Here is an 18,459-nt window from a genome sequence, read left to right on the forward strand (position 1 = left end):
CGGATGGAGTTGGAGAAGGGACGGACGATCGTTCAATATACGCAAGGGCAGAGTGCGAACAAGGAAGTCCGCGTTGTAACGGAGCATCCTGTGACCATCCACATCAATGGACGGGAATTGGCTACCATTGTCTGCTCACCGGAGTATATAGTGGATATGGTGGTTGGATTTTTGGCGTCGGAAGGTGTGATTCCAAGGTATCAAGATATTCGTTCGATTCGTGTGCAGGAAGAGGCTGGGATTGTGCATATTGAAACGGATAAGCAGTATCCTTTCTACGAAAAATTAATGAATAAGCGTTATATCACGTCTTGTTGTGGAATGAGTCGGCAAGGATTTGTTTTTGCTAACGATGCTTTGACGGCTAAAAAGATGACGGAAACGCGTGTGACATTGACGCCGGATGATTGTCTTTTCTTGATGGAGCAGATGGACCAATCGGCAGAGATGTTTCGTCAAACGGGCGGTGTGCATAATGCGGCGCTTTGCGATTCGACCGGTATTGTGCTAGCGCGGATGGATATTGGCAGACATAATGCTCTAGATAAAATATATGGATACTGCTTGAAGCATCAAATTCCAGTCGGAGATAAAGTGATCGTATTTAGTGGGCGCATTTCTTCTGAGATTTTATTGAAGGTCGCTAAAATTGGGTGTGAAATAGTGCTGTCTAAGTCGGCGCCTACTGAGTTGGCGTTGACGTTGGCGGAAGAATTGGGCATCACGACCGTTGGCTTTATTCGGCAACAGTCATTCAATGTGTATACGCATCCAGAACGAATTATTTTTGATGGCAAATGAATGCATAGATTGACCTGAGAACTGCATATACTAAAAATAGCAGGACATTTTGAAAGCTCCTGTCAAGTTGTATGCGGGTGATGATTAGGCACCATGAAAAAGTGATGGTCCTCCCAGACTTCGGGTGCTGGGTGTTGGTGAGCAACTTAAAAACGTGATTCACTTGCCGGACTGCGGGTGCCGGATGTTGGGCAGCAACCTAATCATTTGTGTGGGAAGGAAGGGAGAGAGGGCGATACTCTTCTCTCTTCTTTTTTTGTGGTTATGATGAACGTTGCAAAGTTAGGCGAAAACGTTGTCTAGTTCACAGAAAACGTTGTTTAGTTAGGCGAAAATGTTGTCTAGTTTCGTGTTTATGTTGTTAACTACTTGAAACGTTGCCTAGTTTACAGGAAACGTTGTTTAGTTAGGTGAAAACGTTGTCTAGTTTTATGTTTATGTTGTTAACTACTTGAAACGTTGCCTAGTTTACAGGAAACATTGTTTAGTTAGGCGAAAACGTTGTCTAGTTTCAAGTTTATGTTGTTAACTACTTGGAACGTTGCTTAGTTCACAGGAAACGTTGTTTAGTTAGGTGAAAACATTGTCTAGTTTCGTGTTTATGTTGTTAACTACTTGAAACGTTGCCTAGTTCACAGGAAATGTTGTTTAGTTAGGCGAAAACGTTGTCTAGTTTCGAGACATCATGGAATGTCGTCAGTTTACATTTAGATATTCAGCAATTTAACATATATGTTCATGTCACCTCCAACTTTCTGTACAATAGAAGAATAGATTTGAATACATATATCATTACGAAAAAAGGAGGGACAACATGTCATTACGTTTTATAACGGGACGATCGGGCTCAGGCAAAACGACGTTCGTTAAGCAGGAGATTGCAACAGAGCTTGAACGAAATCCAGTAGGTTCACCGATAATTGTTATTGTGCCTGACCAAATGTCGTTTGCGATGGAGCATAGCTTAGCTGTCGATTATGGTTTGCAAGGGATTATTCGTGCGCAGGTGTTGACGTTTAAGCGGCTGGCATGGCGCGTGCTGCAGGAGACGGGAGGCATTACGCGTAAGGAAGTGGATGGCTTCGGGTATCGAATGCTCGTACGCAGTGTATTGGAGGACAATCGGGAAGAGTTTAAATTGTTCCGGCAGGCGGCGAGTAAACGTGGATTCACGGAAATGATTGGGGATTTATTGAAGGAGTTTAGTCGCTATTGCTTGGATCATCAAATGATGGGTAATCTCTACGATGAGCTGGTGGCAGCTAATGCGCCGCGTACTTTGCTCGACAAAGCGAGTGACCTGTCGCTGCTACTGACAAAAATCGAAGAAAAGCTAGGGACAAGTTTTGTTGATAGTGAAGGACATCTCGCTCTTTTAGCTGCGCAAATTAATCATTCGGAGCTTCTGCAAGGGGCTGATATTTACCTAGATGGCTTTGAAAACTTTACGACACGGGAATATGAAATTGTCACTGAACTGATGAAGCATGCCAAGCGTGTCACGGTTGTGCTACCAATGGAAGGTGCGCATGCAGGTTTTGCAGACCACGAGCTATTTTTTAATCCAGTCAAGACATCACTTAAATTACGTGAACTAGCGCGCGTCGAGTCAGTGGATGTAGAAGAAGATATTTATATGGCGCAGGCACAACGTTTTCAAAACAAAGACCTTCAGCATTTTGAAGCAGAATTTGACCATTATCCAGCGCAAGCGAAGGATTCAGAGGGCCATGTTGTGCTCATTGAAGCGGCGAATCGCCGAGCAGAAATTCATGCGGTGGCACGTCAGATTCGGTCACTTATGCTAGCAGGTAAACGCTATAAGAATATCGCGATATTGTATCGCCAGCCTGAAAAGTATGATGAACTCATTGAAACCATTTTTCCGCAGTATGATATTCCGTTATTCATTAGCCAGAAAAAGCCGATGCTACACCATCCACTCATTGAGTTTTCACGTTCAATTTTAGAAGCGATAACGTCGGGCTGGTCGTATGAGTCGGTATTTCGTGCGGTGAAGACGGATCTTTTTTTCCCGCATCGAGAAGATAAGCTGCTCTGGCGTGATCGGGCGGATCGTCTTGAAAATTACGTTTTAGCGCATGGCATTTATGGTCAACGCTGGTTCGATGATAGCCGTTGGCGAGTGAAGAAGTACCGTGGGCTGGAATTGTATAGCGATGTCCAAACTGATGAAGAGCGTGCGATGGAGAAAGAATTGCATATCATTCGCGATGAAATTCGGGGGCCACTTGCTGGATTTGAAAAACGGCTGAAAGGTTCGAAAAATGGGCGTGATGTAGCAGAGGCGCTGTTTTTATTGATGGAAAAGCTCCATGTCTTTGATAAAATCATCGACTTGCGTGCGGATGAAGAACGGGCGGGGCGTTTGCTTGGTGCCACGGAGCATGAACAGGCGTGGACTGGCTGGATCAATGTCCTCGATCAGTTTGTGTTGATGTTCGGCGATAAAGAGATGCCTCCAAAAGAAGCTGCGCGTATTTTGGATGAAGGTTTCGATTCACTAGAATTTGCACGGATTCCTCCATCTCTTGATCAAGTGACGGTGTCGAATGTAGAAGTGTCCAATTTAATGAATATAGACGCTGTATTTGTCATCGGTGTCAATGATGGTGTCATGCCAAAACGTGTCGATAATGAAGGGCTATTATCGGACGCGGATCGTGAGTGGTTTACGGATATCGGGTTTGAGCTGGCACCAACTTCGAAAATGAAATTGATGGATGAAACGTATATGGCATACCGGGCGTTCACTGCGCCGCGTGAACAGCTTTATGTGTCGTATCCTGTTGCGGATGAAGAAGGGAAATCCTTATTACCTTCGTTATATAGTGCTCGTATTCAACAGCTATTGCCTGGTACGCAAACAATCATGGCGGTGACGGATCCGTCGGAATTACCGGTTGAAGCCAATCAATTCGATTATATTAGCCATCCGCGCGCGGCACTGCCGTATGTGTCGATGAAAATCAAAGAAGCGCAGCATACAGGAGTCCTTGAGCGTGAATGGCGTGCGGTTATGGCCTATTACGAAGAGGATCCGTATTGGTCATCTGTCTTCCGTCATATTATTCGCCCCATGAATGAAAAGAATAAAACAGATCGACTACGTCCAGAGTTGACGACCGGCTTGTATGGGGAATCATTTGTATCGAGTGTGTCACGCATTGAATCCTATTATAGTTGTCCATTTCAGCATTACGCGTCGTTCGGGCTTGGCTTGCGTGAACGGACAGAATTTACATTGGAGGCACCGGCTATCGGTGATTTATTCCACGCGGCACTAAAATGGGTATCTGATGAAACGATGCGTCTCGGAAAATCATGGGCGGAGTTGACGCGGGAAGAGTGCTGGCAGTTAGCAAGGGCAGCAGTTGACGATATTTCTCCGTATTTTTTCAATCGGATTTTATTGTCCACAAGCCGTTATGTTTATATTAAGCGCAAGCTCATGCATATTATTCAGCGGACGATTTATTCGTTGAGTACACAGGCGAAAGCGACGGTGTTTAAGCCGGTTGCGATTGAAGCGGCTTTTGGACCAGGCGAAGAATTACCTGCGCTTGAAATTCCATTACGCCGTGGCGATTCTATGAGGCTACGGGGGCGTATTGACCGGGTGGATGCCTCTGAAATTAGCGGCAAAAACTACGTCCGTGTCGTCGATTATAAATCATCGGCACGGGGTCTTGATTTGACGGAAGTGTATTATGGCTTGTCGTTACAAATGATGACTTACCTTGATGTGGCACTTGAAAATGCCGACGAATGGCTTGGATTTCATGCAGATCCAGCAGGTGTGTTGTATATGCATATCCATAACCCGATGATTCGTTCTGGTTCGGAATTAACAAAGGAATTACTGGAAGCCGAAATTGCGAAATCGTATAAGATGAGGGGCTATTTACTAGATAATCAAGAAGTGGTCATCGGCATGGACGCGGATATTGGGCGTTCATCTGCTATCGTACCTGCTTCGATTAAAATGGACGGCAGTTTTGCAAAATCATCGAAGGTATTGTCATCGGATGATTTGCAGATGATGCGCTCCTACGTGCGAACGCGGCACCAAAAAGCAGGGGATGCCATGCTTGCGGGGGATACGAGGGTCTATCCATACAAATTACGAGATAAAATGCCCTGCCAATTTTGTTCGTATCGTTCTGTTTGTCAATTCGATCCAACAGATCCGACACAATCCCATCGTTCGTATGCGGAACTGGATCCGGAATTATCACTAGAAAAAATGCGCATGGAGGTGACGGATGATGCACATACCCGTGAAACCTGAGGGACTGACGTTTACGGATGCACAGTGGAAAGCGATTTGGGCGAAGGGGAAGGATATTCTCGTTTCTGCTGCGGCTGGCTCGGGCAAGACGAAAGTATTAATCACTCGGATGATTGAAAAAGTATTGGATGAAAAAAATCCAATCGACGTCGATGAATTACTTGTTGTGACATTTACCAATGCGTCTGCTGCGGAAATGCGTCACCGGATGGCAGAAGCGTTAGAAGAAGCCATCGCTGAAAAACCGGGGTCCGTTCATTTACGTAGGCAGTTGAATTTATTGAATAAAGCACAGATTTCTACACTGCACTCATTCTGTTTAAATGTTGTGCGGCAGTATGCTTATTTACTCGATATTGACCCGGGCTTTCGCATTGCCGATAGTACTGAAGCGGCGCTATTGCGCGACGATACGATTGGGGATGTATTAGAGGAAGCGTATAGCGCTGAAAATCCAGATGCAATGTATCGGCTAGCGGATAGCTTCACATCGGACCGTAATGATCAGTCGATTGAGACGCTCATAGACCGACTGTATGACTATTCTCGTGTCCACCCAGCGCCAGAGCAATGGCTGCGCCTCATTCCACAGCAATATGAGCTTGAAGAGACGACTACGATTGACGACCTGAACTTTATGGAGCCGCTTAAAATGGCGATTCGTCATTCGTTGGAGGAAGCGGCGGCATTGACGGGCGATATGAAGCACATTGCACTTATGCCGGATGGTCCAGAACCGCTTACGGCAACTGCAGAAGCAGATTTACTATGGATAAATGAGGCGAATCGCCGTATATCAGAGGGTACTTGGCAGGAAACATATGACTTTTTCGGCTCTTTGAAATGGGCGAAAGCAGGTACGATTCGGAAAGATTCGTGTGATGAAGAGCTAGCTAAGCGAGCGAAAGCGCTACGCGATGCGGTAAAAAAGATTATTAATGCATTGAAAGAATCCTATTTCACAAGAACACCGGCCCGTTTGCTCACCGAAATCCGCTTAATGGCACCGACTATGCATACGCTCATTGAACTGGTTGTTGATTTTGGCCAACGTTACGAGCAGTTGAAAATTGATAGAGGCATCGTCGATTTCTCTGACTTAGAGCATTACGCATTGCGTATTTTATCGCAACAACAGGACGGCAAGCTGGTAGCATCGGATATCGCGGAGGACTATCGCAAGCGTTTTGAGGAAGTGCTCGTCGATGAATATCAGGATGTTAACTTGTTGCAGGAGACGATTATTCAGCTGATTAAGCGCGGCGGGGAGCAGGACGGTAATTTGTTCATGGTCGGCGATGTGAAGCAGTCCATTTACCGCTTCCGTCTGGCTGAGCCGATGTTATTTCTCGGGAAATATAATCGTTTTACGGAGGACGACGGAGAGCAAGGTTTAAAAATCGACTTGAACGCCAATTTCCGCAGTCGTAAAGAAGTACTGGATGCGACGAATTTTGTCTTTGCGCAAGTGATGGGGGCACGTGTTGGGGAAATCGATTATGATGATGCGGCGGCATTAAAATATGGAGCGCAGTATCCAGAAAAGACTGTTACGGCAGGCTTGACGTTGCTATATGAAGATGTGGAAGAAGAATTGGAAGAATCAGCAGAGCTACCAGAACAAAGTTTGAAAAGCTCACAGGCAGAAGCACGCTTCATGATTAAGCGAATTCAAGCCTTGATAGAATCCGGCGCTGAAGTAGCGGATGCATTTAGTGGGAAAAAACGCCCGATGGAATACCGAGATATCGTTATTTTAATGCGTTCAATGACGTGGTCAGGTGAAATTGCAGAGGAATTTAAGCTGGCAGGTATTCCGATTTATACGGAATTGTCACGCGGTTATTTCGATGCGCTTGAAGTGATGATAATGCTGAACACATTGCGGGTGATTGACAATCCGTATCAGGATATCCCGTTGGCTTCTGTGTTACGTTCTCCGTTTATCGGCATGACGGAAAATGAATTGGCGCAAATTCGATTAACTGCGAAAAATGAGCCGTTTTTTGAAGCGTTGAAGCGCTTTGTACGAACAGGTGGATCAGGTATGGCGAATGACACGCAGGAGAAATTGCAACGCTTTTTCCGACAGTTTGAGGATTGGCGCAACTTGGCACGCCGCGGTTCATTGTCGGAGTTAATCTGGCAAGTATATGCAGATACGCATTATTACGAAATGGTGGGAGCGATGCCGAATGGTAAGCAGCGGCAAGCCAATTTACGCGCTTTGCATGATCGCGCGATTGATTATGAAAAGACGTCATTCCGTGGATTATTCCGTTTCTTGCGTTTTATAGATCGGATGCAAAAACGGGGGGATGATTTAGGTGCTGCGCGCTCGATGAGTGATAAGGAAGATGTTGTACGCATGATGACGATTCATTCATCCAAAGGATTGGAATTCCCTTATGTGTTTATCGCAGGGGCAGGGCGGAAATTTAATAAGATGGATTTCAATGAACCGTATTTATTTGACCAGCATTTTGGGCTTGCGGTGAAAGCAATTGACCCGGATAACCGGATTACGTACACGTCCTTGCCATTCCTTGCGATGAAAGAACAGAAGGAATTAGAAGTGCGTTCTGAGGAAATGCGTGTGCTTTACGTTGCGATGACACGTGCCAAAGAGCATCTTGAAATTATTGCGTCGGTCAAGGATATCGAGAAGAAGATTGGAAAATGGCAGGCTGCGCAGTTAATAGACCCACAGTTGATGTTACCGGAATACACCCGGTCACGTGCCAATGGCTATTTGGATTGGATTGGTCCCGCGGTTGCAAGGCATGCCGAGTTTGAGAAATTCGGAGGGATTCCAGGGGGGCAGCTGATGGTGGATCCTTCTGTTTGGCAAATTGATGCATTTCCGGTATCTTCATTGCTGACACATAGTGAGGAAATGACTGAGGAAGGCGAAGTGGATCTTGTACCAGAAGAGGTCGATGTCGATTTATTGGCAGAGGTGAAACGACGCTTTGATGTGAAATATTCGTTTGCCGCTTCTGTTTCGAAAAAATCCAAGCAAACGGTGAGTGAGCTGAAGCGTTTAGCGATTCTTGAGCAGCAGGTGGATGATATTGCTGTCGTGAAAAGTGATGCAGTGAGTACGGCTTATTTACATGATCGTCCAGCCTTCATGCAATCAAGAGCATTATCCGCCGCAGAGATCGGGACGTCCATGCATACGGTTATGCAGCATATCGCAATCGGAAAACAATGTACGGTTGAAGAGGTTGAGCAACTGGTCGTGGAGTTAACGAATCGACAGCTACTCACAACTGAAGAAGCGAAAATGATTGATGTTCATTCAGTTACAACCTTTTTTGAGTTGCCGATTGCCAAAAGGTTACAAAATGCTGAACAGGTATTGCGTGAATTGCCTTTTACGTATGCACAAAGTGATGTAGATGGGGATTATCAAATTTTGCAGGGGATTGCCGATTGTTTATTCGAAGAACAAGATGGTTGGGTGTTGCTCGATTATAAAACGGATAAAGTTCTTGAACGATTTAGTTCGAATGAGGATGTAGAAGTTGAAATGCAGAAGCGTTATGGTATTCAGTTGAATTTGTACAAGAAGGCAATTGAAGCGATAATGAAAATAGATATAAAAGAAATGGTCCTTTATTTATTTGATGGACAGAGGACCGTCACAATTCGGGAGGAATGATTTTGAAGATAACACCAACAACACTGGATAATCGTGTTGAAGTGCTTGATTTACTACGAGGCTTTGCTTTGCTAGGTATATTTATTGCGAATATGGTTCATTTTCAATCACCTTATTTGTATGTAGATCCCTATACATGGTTTATTAGTCCAAGTGATGCGGTCACATTTAAGGGGATTGATATATTTATAGAGGGCAGTTTTTATCCGATTTTTGCGATGCTGTTCGGTTACGGGTTGAATATGCAGTATGAAAAAACATTGGCAAATGGGTCAGCTTTTGCACCAATGATGGCGCGCCGATTGGCGATATTGCTTGGTTTCGGATTGCTTCACGCATTGTTCATTTGGTCGGGCGATGTATTGTTCACATACGCAGTGATGGGCTTTATTATGATTGCGTTTTTAAAAATATCTAAAAAGTGGATTTTGCCGATTGCGGCCATTTTGTATGTCATTCCAAATGCTTTCCTTTATGTAGCCACTCGCTTTTTAGAAGCAGTGAGTCCCAATTCAGCGTTGGCAGGCTATGTGGATATCCAGCAAATTGAAATGGCGATTAGTGCTTATGGTTTAGGTTCTTATGGTGAGATTTTCAGCTTTCGCTTTTTTGAATGGTTAACATTTGGCTTGTTAAGTGCATTGAGTGGGCTTATTCTTATTTTACCACTCATAATGCTGGGTGCTGGGCTGTCCAAAAGGAGAATTTTCGAGCGTGCTGGAGAGATGAAAGGACGCATTGCAATTATGACTGTCCTTACATTGGCGGTAGGAATTTGGTTAAAAGCAGCACCGTTTACGGGAGAGCCAACTTTATCGGCTCAAATGCTGCAATCAGTGTTCGGGGGACCTATCTTAGCTGCTGGTTATGTCGGAGTGTTATTGCTACTCAGCCAAATTCCGTTGTTCCGTACAGCATTTAGACCCGTATCTAAAGCAGGGCGAATGTCTCTAACGACGTATATTACGCAGTCAGTTGTCGCGACAACAATCTTTTATTCCTACGGATTTGGCATGTATGGCAAAGTCGACTTGGAAACAGGTGTATGGATTGCAGTTGGAGTCTTCGTCATTCAGGTTATTATTGCAGAGCTTTGGTTGATGAAGTTCAGTATGGGGCCACTGGAATGGCTCTGGCGAAAAGCGACATACGGAAAAAAGTTGTCGAATAAAGAGGGAAAAGGTCATCACTTGTCGTAACAGTAAAGAATAAGGGAAAACACTTACTGAGGGGATGGGTTAAGAGATGAAACTATTGTCGTTCCGTTACGAAGGTCAGACATTATTCGGTCCGAAAGTGAAGAGGGAAGATGCGGTATGGGATATGTTGGCGATAGCGGAAGCATACGAAGATACTGAATTTCCACAAACAATCACAGAAGGCATTGCAGACGGAATGGATTTTGTTGAACGTGTTAGAAAGCTTGCAGAACAAGCGCGAACAGATGCTAATTCTGATCGTTTTAAATATGCATTCACAGCAATTGAGTGGCTATCTCCAGTACCAAGAACACCGAAAAATGTCCTGTGTGTTGGCAAGAATTATGCAGATCATGCGGCAGAAATGGGTGCAGATGCTCCACCTGAAAAACTAATGATCTTTACAAAATCTCCAACAGCTATTGCGGCGGATGAACAAGATTTACCCATCCATGACGATGTGACGAGTAGCTTAGATTATGAAGGCGAACTGGCAGTAGTCATTGGTAAAAAGGGGCGTCATATCCCGAAACAGTTAGCCTATGATCACGTCTTTGGTTACACAATTGCTAACGATGTGACTGCACGTGATGTCCAAGCCGCCCACGGTCAATTTTTCCTCGGAAAAAGCTTAGACGGCTCTTGTCCAATCGGTCCTTATATTGTCACGAAAAACGAAATCCCAAATGCGCATAATTTATCGATCGTTACGAAAGTCAATGATGAAGTGAGACAGAATGGCAATACAGCTTCTATGATTTTCAAAATCGATGAACTGATTGCGGAGATTTCACGGTTTGTAACGCTTGAACCAGGTGATATTATTTTAACAGGTACTCCAGCGGGTGTAGGCAAAGGTATGACGCCTCCAACATTCTTAAAAAAAGGCGATACGGTGAAGATCTCGATTGAGGGTATTGGTACGTTGGTGAATCGTTTTAATTAAGCGTGGCGCGGCTACAATACGAAGAGTACGAATGGTGTCTATACCAGGCATCATTTGTGCTCTTTTTTTAAGTGTCTATCTGAGTGTCAAATATCAAAAAGTTTATTTGAAAATAGGAAAGGCCAGTGTACAGCATGCTAATTGGTAGGTATTAACTACCGATTAGCGTGCTTTTTTGTAGTGGATTAACGGCACGAGCCAATAAAGCGTAAAATTTAATTTTGAGGGGTGTCCAATTTCATTGGAAAACCCTTCCTAGAGAGCTTTAAAGTCTATTTCCCTATAAATCCCATCGCATAAATCACATATTTAAGAGCCGAAAAGGTGGCAAGTTTAATATTTGGTTTTTGGACACAATTTACAGAATGTATCTTCTATTTTAATCTAGTTTTAGGAATAGATGTCCTGTTCTTTATTGAATTAAAAACAAGTTTTATTCTAGAAAATGTGACGTTGACAACTGCGTTATCATTAATAAAAGGATGTGTTGAGTTGGCTGTAATGTCGTGTGCAAAAGAATCCAGGCTGCCTTATTCAACGGCAATGGTTATCCAAGAAGAGAAGAAGCACTATGTAAAGCATGACCAGATTTTTAAAGAGCTGATTAACAACTTTTTTGTAGAATTTATGGACGCATTTTTTCCGGAGGTTCATGCAGGAATTGATTTTAATTCGATTAAGCCGTTGTCTGAAGAGCTGTATACGGATTTAATAATGGGAGAAAATCGCAAAGTTGACATTGTAATTGAAGCAAAGTTAAAAGGAACGGATACGCTAATTATTGTGCATATGGAGCCACAAAGCACATACCAAGATGAGTTTCATAATCGGATGTATTTGTATTTTAGTTTGCTTTACAATAAGTATAGAAAGCCAATTTTGCCAATCGCCATTTTTAGTTATGATAGTAAGCATACAGAAGTTGACCGGTTTACAATCGAATTTCCGTTCTTTCATGTGCTGACATTTAACTTCCTTATGTTAGAATTAAAGAAGAAAAATTGGCGGGATTATATCAAGTCGGATAACCCCGTAGCCGCAGCATTGTTGGGGAAAATGGGTTATCGCGAAGAAGAAAAAGTACAAGTGAAGATTGAGTTTTTGAAAATGCTAGTTAGAATGGAATTGGACCCAGCACGCACAAGATTTATCAATGATTTTTTTGAACAATACTTGAAATTAGATGATAAGGAGGAGGAAGTGCTGATGCGGGAAGTCAACAGATTGGAAACCGAAGGAGAATTCAAGTTCACACAACTACCGAATTCTTGGGAGCAGAAAGGGATTCAGAAGGGAATTGAACAAGGGATTAAGAAAGTTGTACTTGAAATGTTGAGGGAAGGTTTTTCGGTGGATGTTATTGCTAAAATTACTGAATTGGATAAGGAAGCTATTGAGAAGTTGAAAGAGTTGAATTGACATCGTAAAGTGACATGAGTTATGTAGAGAATCTTTTAAGAGAAGTGGTGAAGGTGTAGTCACAATTCGAATGTTGTGAATGGTGTCTACGTCTACACCTGGCACCGTTTATGCTTTTTTTGGTACCTGGGTACCGATACTTAACCTTGTAACCAAATTTCTATCCAGTAGTTTTATAATATGTTAAGATTATTTAAGAAGAATAAAATAATGAGGTGACTATTATGGATTTTTTAGCAAGCACAACACATTTCCACATTCTTACATGGGTAGCAGGAATTATTATTTTCATTGTAACGGCAGGATTGGAAAAAGGTACAAAAGGTAAGAAAATTGGACATATGATTGCACGTCTATTTTACGTGCTCATCCTACTATCAGGATTCATGTTATTCATGAAATACTCTAGTATCGATGCAGCTCTTTACGGGGTTAAGTTCTTACTCGGACTTCTGACAATCGGTATGATGGAAATGGTTCTTGTTCGTTCGGCTAAAGAAAAAAGTGTTAAAGTTTTTTGGATTCTGTTCTTCGTATTCTTATTAGCAACACTATTCCTCGGGTTTGGAATAGGCATTGGGGTTAGTTTCTTAGCATAATAAACAGGAGGTATGAGGATGGAAACAAGTATCGGACCGATTTTACTTATAGTTGTGTTGATGCTGATGGCACTATTTGCAATCTCCGTCTTCGTTCTTTCAAGAAGAAAAACTCCCATTCAAGATGACAATATGTATGATGAATGAAAAACCTGCTGGCCAATTGCGCTAGCGGGTTTTTCTGTTATTCACAATATAGACCTATTTACAACGTAAGGTTTTCAAATTCAAATTGAAACTATGGCAGTCACTTGTATCGTTTGGTAAAGTGGAGGATGACAGCTTATTTTGTAACGTCAGAAAGTAAAAGTTCGTTTGATGACCTTATAAGGGCAACTACGGCCCTGCCGTCGCCTAAAGGCTTGGCAATCGCCAAGTTTTCTAATGATTTTTTGAGGAGGCTTTTTTGTGAAGGTGAAGAAATGGTTTGGACTAGTTGTGACTTCACTGCTTCTTGTATCTACTCTTTATCCAGCGGGGGTTTTTGCAAAGGCAGATCGGACAATAGAGGATGAAAGTATATATGATTTACTTGTCGACCGTTTTAACAATGGCGATGGGCGTAATGATTATAATGTCGATACACAAGATCTAAGTGCATTCAACGGTGGAGATTTCACCGGAATTGAAACGAGATTAGAACATATCGCAGGAATGGGCTTCACGGTTATTTCACTTGGACCGATATTTGTCACAGAATCCTATGATGGTAGCAAGGTGCTCGATTACACACAGCTTGAGCCGCAGTTTGGAACAGACGCGGAGTTTAGTAGCATGATGAAGGCTATTCATAAAAGAGATATCGCTGCTATTGCGGACTTCCCATTTGCGGGTGTCAGCGCCAATCATGTATGGGCGCAAGAAGGAAAGTTCGAGGCGATTCCGGCAACAGATGGAACAATCGACTGGAATCATACGGATGAAGCCGTGCAACAAGCGTTAAAGGAAGCCGTCGTCAACTTTTTAGAAACAAATAAATTAGATGGTATTCGCCTAACAAAAACCGCGAAATACGACACCACTTTCGTCAATGACGTCATTGCAGCTGTTAAGGCAGCCAATCCAAAAGCTTATGTATTGACGAATGAAGAAAGTGATGCAAACTTTGACGCTACATTTAGTACCGAAAAGATGAATGCGTTAAGAAATTCTTTTGTTGTAGCCGATGCGGATGCTTCATCTTTGAATTTATTTACGCAAGGAACATCTAATGGCTTGGTTCAGCTTGATGATTTAACGGGACCCCGTTACACATACGATATTGTAGAAGCGAGAATGTTCCCTCCAACAAGATGGAGACTAGCAGCAACAGCGCTGTTTAGTATGCCGGGGACACCTATTGTACCTTATGGAACTGAAATTGCGGTGAATGGTAAGGCAGCGCCGGAAAATCATCAGCTTATGAATTATAAGATTGAACAGGAATTAGTTGAGCATATTGCTGATCTAAATACATTACGTAACGAATCTGAAACGTTCCGAACTGGTGATTTCGAGATCTTATATAATGAAGATGGCTTTTCAGTCTTTAAACGTTCATCTGATAAAGAAACTTGGATTATAGCTATAAATAATACAACGCATACGTCCAATTTTGCTATACCAAAAGAAGTTATCGGGGATAATAAAAAATTACGTGGTGTACTTGATGGTGACTTAGTGCGGGAAGCAAAAGATGGTATGTTCCGCATCGTGCTCGAACGTGAAGTTGCAGAAATTTATATTGCGGATGAGGATAAAGGCTTTAATATTCCTTACCTTATCGCATCGATTTTAATTTACGTGTTCTTCCTCGGGTTCCTCTTTATCGTTTGGAAAAAAGGGAAGCAAGGTAGAAAAAATAATGTAGACGCATAACATAGAAAACTCCAAGAATGGCAATTTGCCACGCTTGGAGTTTTTGATTCATTGTAGTTTATTCAAGAAAAAGATGGAGACTGTGCCGGGACCTGTATGGGCGCCGATGGTGGAGCCAATCATATGGACCTCAATTTTTTTAGGTCGGAATAATTCATCCACTAAACCTTGCAATTCAAGGGCGATATTTTCATCATCTGCATGGCTTATGGCGATTGTTTGCTCAGATAGATGGTCGCCACGTTCTGCCATTAGCTCTGTCATGCGGCGCAGTACTTTTTTACGCCCACGGTGTTTCTCAATCGGTACGAGTTTACCAGCTTCAACGTGAAGAAGTGGCTTAATGTTCAATAATCCGCCAATGAATGCACTCGCTTTGGAAACACGTCCACCGCGCGCCATATAATCCAAATCTTCCACTGTGAACAAATGCTCCATATGCTCGGCCATAAAACGAACTCTTTCTTCAATGGACTGCAAACTTTCTCCGGCATCACGGAGTCGAACAGCTTCTTGCACTAGTAAGCCGTAGCCAAGTGAGGCACATTTCGAGTCGATAATAACTAGATTCATCGCTGGATTTGTTTCTTGTACTTGTTTACTAATCATGACAGCTGTATCATGCGTACCTGATAATTCAGAAGAAAAGGCGATGTAAATACCTTCTTCTTCAGAGGTCGCAAGCTCCTCCCACGTTTTCAGAAATAACTCCGGAGAAACTTGTGAGGTTTTCGGATGTTTGCCCTCACGGATTGCATCGTATACTTCTTTAGGATGAATGCCCAAAACATCTTCATAATCGTTGTCATCAATTAGGACATGCAATGGAAAAAGAGTGACATCATTTTCATCAAAAAATGATTTAGGTAAATCGCAAGCGCTATCAGCAAAAATTCTCAAAATAATCCCTCCAATGGAAACTTGTTATCTTTGTTCAGCAAATGTATTTGTAGTGAAAGCAGGGCGTCAGCTACAGAAGATGCTCCCCTAGGTAAAAAAGTATTTATTGCTTTATTTCTTATTCAATGGGTGTTCAAACACCTGCTGAACAAAGATAAAGCCTCCGGCGGATGTCACGGATTTTTAGGGGAGCTTTTCGAGCAAGCTCGAAAAAAATCCGGACGCAATTACGCAGAGTCGTAATTGATTAGTTCAAGTGTAACCTCTCTCTAAGCACCTGCGCAATACCATCTTCGTTATTCGTTGCGGTTACTTCATCAGCAATCGACTTTAAACGATCAATGGCGTTGCCCATTGCGACACCAACACCCGCGTAGTCAATCATTTCAAGATCATTATCTTCGTCTCCAAATGCAATAATCCGTTCTTGTGGAATATCCATCCATTTGGCAACATGTGAAATCCCGACTGCTTTATGTAAACCATGTCGAATGACTTCAATAACATGCCATGGAGCACCCCAACGACGATGATCAATGACCTCTGCATGTACTTCGCCCAGATGGCGGCGAATGGCATCGACGGATTGTTCTTCCGCTTGAATGAGCAAGCTCGTTGGATCTACCTGTAAGTGATTGCGGATATCCCCTTCCGTAATCTGTGGACTTCCAAAGTTGAAAATATCGAGTAGCTTTTCATCATGGTAATGCATGTAGACATCATCCATCACTTCTGCCACGATATTTTGAACAGGAAATTGTTGCAGGGCATCTACAACTTCATTGACGACAGGCAAGGAGATTGTTTCATGAATCGTTTTCCAAGCCGCATTGTTAGGATGGTGGACGAACGCTCCGTTGAAATTAACAATCGGTGTTTGAAGTCCGAGTTGACGGTAATACACTTCACTTGCACGATAAGGTCTACCAGTTGCAATCATGACATGATGACCTTGATCTTCCGCTATTTTTAGGGTGTTCAAGGTTGTATCGGATATAACTTTCTCATCTGTTAGCAATGTCCCATCTAAGTCAAGGACGATTAAATGTGGTTTCAAAAAAACGCCTCCTTCTATTTAAATAGTCTATCGCTAACAGGGGAACCAAGTCAAAAAAATTTGTTAAGCAAAACATCCTTTTTGTTTTTTTAGAAAAACTTTGATAGGCTTAATTGAAATAGTAAGGGTGGGTTGCATGTGATTGTTCGTGAAGAAAAATGGGGTCATATCCCTTTATTGCATATAGTTGAAGAAGATTTTAAGGACAAACAGGTGCCTGTTGTCATTTTCCTGCACGGTTTTACGAGTGCGAAAGAGCATAATTTACATTATGCACATAATATCGCTAAAAAAGGAATGCGGGTTTTATTGCCAGATGCGCATTTACATGGTGCGCGCACGGAACAATTAGACGAAGCGCAGCTCAGTTTGCGTTTTTGGGAAATAGTGTTGACGTCGATTGAGGAAGTAAAATATTTGCGTGAAGAGCTTGTCAAACAAGCGCTTATTACTCCAGAGAAAATCGGGGTCGGTGGGACGTCAATGGGCGGTATAACAACACTTGGCTGTTTGACTGTATATGACTGGATTGATACAGCAGCTGTTATGATGGGGGCACCGGGCTTTGTACAGTTAGCTGAGGCACAAATGTCCCAATTTGAACGTCGAGGATTCAAATTACCAATCACTGATGAGGAAAAGAAAGGGATGCTTCATACATTATCGACATTTGATTTGACAAAACATGTTGATGCTTTGGAGCATCGACCGGTTTATTTTTGGCATGGGAAGCAAGATACGGTTGTGCCTTTTGAGCCGACATATCATTTCTACGAAGCGGTGAAAAAGGATTACGCGGATACGCCAGAGCTATTTGAATTTGTGTCAGATGATACAGCGGGGCATGCTGTTTCGAGAACGGGAATGCTAAAGGCAGCAGATTGGTTTGCGTGTCATTTGAAAGACTGAAGCGAACTCTGTTATGATAAAGGTATCAATTGAATAGAAAGAGGGATAAAGATGGATGAGGCGATGAAAGAAAGTATGATGGGTGCTCTTGAAAACGTCATTGACCCGGAACTAGGTGTCGATATTGTCAACTTAGGTCTCGTTTATGATGTTGAGTTGGATGAAGAAGGTACGTCAAAAGTGACGATGACACTTACATCTATCGGCTGTCCAATGGGGCCGCAAATTATTGCGAATATTAAACAAGAGTTGGTAGAGCTTCCAGAAGTAAAAGATGTGGATGTCAATGTCATTTGGAATCCACCTTGGTCAAAAGATATGATGTCACGTTACGCGAAAATGGCGTTAGGTGTTCGATAAATAATTAGATAGATCTAGCTGTATGACCGATTTCAAGTCGTACAGCTTTTTTATGGGCATAGATAAAGACCATCCCCGGAATGAACAGGAGATGGTCTTTTCATGTTGATTAATGGTCTGCAATTTCGCCTTCAGGGAGAGATTCACCAATGAAGATGACCAATAGGGCTGCGATTACCGACATAATTGCACCTGGTACAAAATCGAATTCAACGTTAGCAATTGCGCCGGCAACGTAGTTTAACATAGCTACTAAAGCGAAAGACCAGAAAAATGTCATAAGATATCTCAATGAATTCACCTCTACAATACTATTTCATCATCCATCATATCATAGCTATTCCATTGTAGAAACAAATATCCACGTAAATCGTCACTTTATTTGGCGGAAAAGTGTCGGTGGGTTGTAAAATGAGCGGATTTCTTTTATGAT

At 42.7% G+C, this 18,459-nt stretch carries 14 protein-coding genes; 11 read left to right on the top strand and 3 right to left on the bottom strand.

Annotation, left to right across the window (positions count from 1 at the left end; all coding sequences use genetic code 11):
• The first annotated feature begins 3 nt into the window (after positions 1 to 3).
• From fdhD to MKZ10_RS06465, 9 genes are all read left to right on the top strand, one after another.
• Positions 4 to 801, top strand: coding sequence for a formate dehydrogenase accessory sulfurtransferase FdhD (gene fdhD, locus MKZ10_RS06425; protein WP_342508940.1), 798 nt, complete (start codon positions 4 to 6; stop codon positions 799 to 801).
• Positions 802 to 1,615: 814 nt separating this feature from the next.
• The gene (gene addB / locus MKZ10_RS06430; protein ID WP_342508942.1) at positions 1,616 to 5,113 is read left to right on the top strand and encodes a helicase-exonuclease AddAB subunit AddB; all 3,498 of its coding nucleotides are present in this window, start codon (positions 1,616 to 1,618) and stop codon (positions 5,111 to 5,113) included.
• Entirely contained in the window at positions 5,091 to 8,780 is a 3,690-nt protein-coding gene (addA, locus tag MKZ10_RS06435) for a helicase-exonuclease AddAB subunit AddA (RefSeq protein WP_342510062.1), read from the top strand. Before addB ends, addA begins: the two co-directional genes overlap by 23 nt.
• Before the next feature lie 2 nt (positions 8,781 to 8,782).
• Positions 8,783 to 9,979: a DUF418 domain-containing protein gene (locus tag MKZ10_RS06440; RefSeq protein ID WP_342508944.1), complete on the top strand. Its 1,197-nt coding sequence runs from the start codon at positions 8,783 to 8,785 to the stop codon at positions 9,977 to 9,979.
• A 46-nt stretch (positions 9,980 to 10,025) separates the two neighbouring features.
• Positions 10,026 to 10,925, top strand: a complete 900-nt coding sequence (locus tag MKZ10_RS06445; RefSeq protein ID WP_342508946.1) for a fumarylacetoacetate hydrolase family protein — start codon at positions 10,026 to 10,028, stop codon at positions 10,923 to 10,925.
• 324 nt (positions 10,926 to 11,249) lie between these two features.
• A complete protein-coding gene (locus MKZ10_RS06450; protein ID WP_342508948.1) occupies positions 11,250 to 12,344 on the top strand; it encodes a DUF4351 domain-containing protein in 1,095 nt (364 codons plus the stop codon).
• A gap of 224 nt (positions 12,345 to 12,568) precedes the next feature.
• Complete coding sequence (locus MKZ10_RS06455; protein WP_342508950.1) at positions 12,569 to 12,943, top strand: YisL family protein; 375 nt, start codon at positions 12,569 to 12,571, stop codon at positions 12,941 to 12,943.
• 18 nt (positions 12,944 to 12,961) lie between these two features.
• Complete coding sequence (locus tag MKZ10_RS06460) at positions 12,962 to 13,090, top strand: hypothetical protein (protein ID WP_342508952.1); 129 nt, start codon at positions 12,962 to 12,964, stop codon at positions 13,088 to 13,090.
• A 261-nt stretch (positions 13,091 to 13,351) separates the two neighbouring features.
• Positions 13,352 to 14,800 carry an alpha-amylase family glycosyl hydrolase gene (locus MKZ10_RS06465; RefSeq protein ID WP_342508955.1) on the top strand — a complete coding sequence of 483 codons (1,449 nt, stop codon included), beginning with the start codon at positions 13,352 to 13,354 and terminating at the stop codon, positions 14,798 to 14,800.
• Positions 14,801 to 14,848: 48 nt separating this feature from the next.
• Here the strand turns inward: MKZ10_RS06465 and MKZ10_RS06470 are convergent, their stop codons facing one another.
• Positions 14,849 to 15,700 (bottom strand): DegV family protein, encoded by an 852-nt coding sequence (locus MKZ10_RS06470; RefSeq protein WP_342508956.1) that lies wholly within the window; start codon positions 15,698 to 15,700, stop codon positions 14,849 to 14,851.
• Positions 15,701 to 15,947: 247 nt separating this feature from the next.
• Positions 15,948 to 16,757, bottom strand: coding sequence for a Cof-type HAD-IIB family hydrolase (locus tag MKZ10_RS06475; protein ID WP_342508959.1), 810 nt, complete (start codon positions 16,755 to 16,757; stop codon positions 15,948 to 15,950).
• Between the two features lie 138 nt (positions 16,758 to 16,895).
• On the opposite strand from MKZ10_RS06475, the gene MKZ10_RS06480 reads away from it, so the two are divergent.
• Positions 16,896 to 17,666: a prolyl oligopeptidase family serine peptidase gene (locus MKZ10_RS06480; protein WP_342508961.1), complete on the top strand. Its 771-nt coding sequence runs from the start codon at positions 16,896 to 16,898 to the stop codon at positions 17,664 to 17,666.
• A 51-nt stretch (positions 17,667 to 17,717) separates the two neighbouring features.
• A complete protein-coding gene (locus tag MKZ10_RS06485) occupies positions 17,718 to 18,026 on the top strand; it encodes a metal-sulfur cluster assembly factor (protein ID WP_342508963.1) in 309 nt (102 codons plus the stop codon).
• Between the two features lie 109 nt (positions 18,027 to 18,135).
• Here MKZ10_RS06485 and MKZ10_RS06490 read toward each other — a convergent pair whose 3' ends face one another.
• Entirely contained in the window at positions 18,136 to 18,318 is a 183-nt protein-coding gene (locus MKZ10_RS06490; protein ID WP_342508965.1) for a YjzD family protein, read from the bottom strand.
• Positions 18,319 to 18,459 lie beyond the last annotated feature (141 nt).

The sequence above is a fragment of the Sporosarcina sp. FSL K6-2383 genome, assembly GCF_038618305.1.
Lineage (GTDB): Bacteria > Bacillota > Bacilli > Bacillales_A > Planococcaceae > Sporosarcina.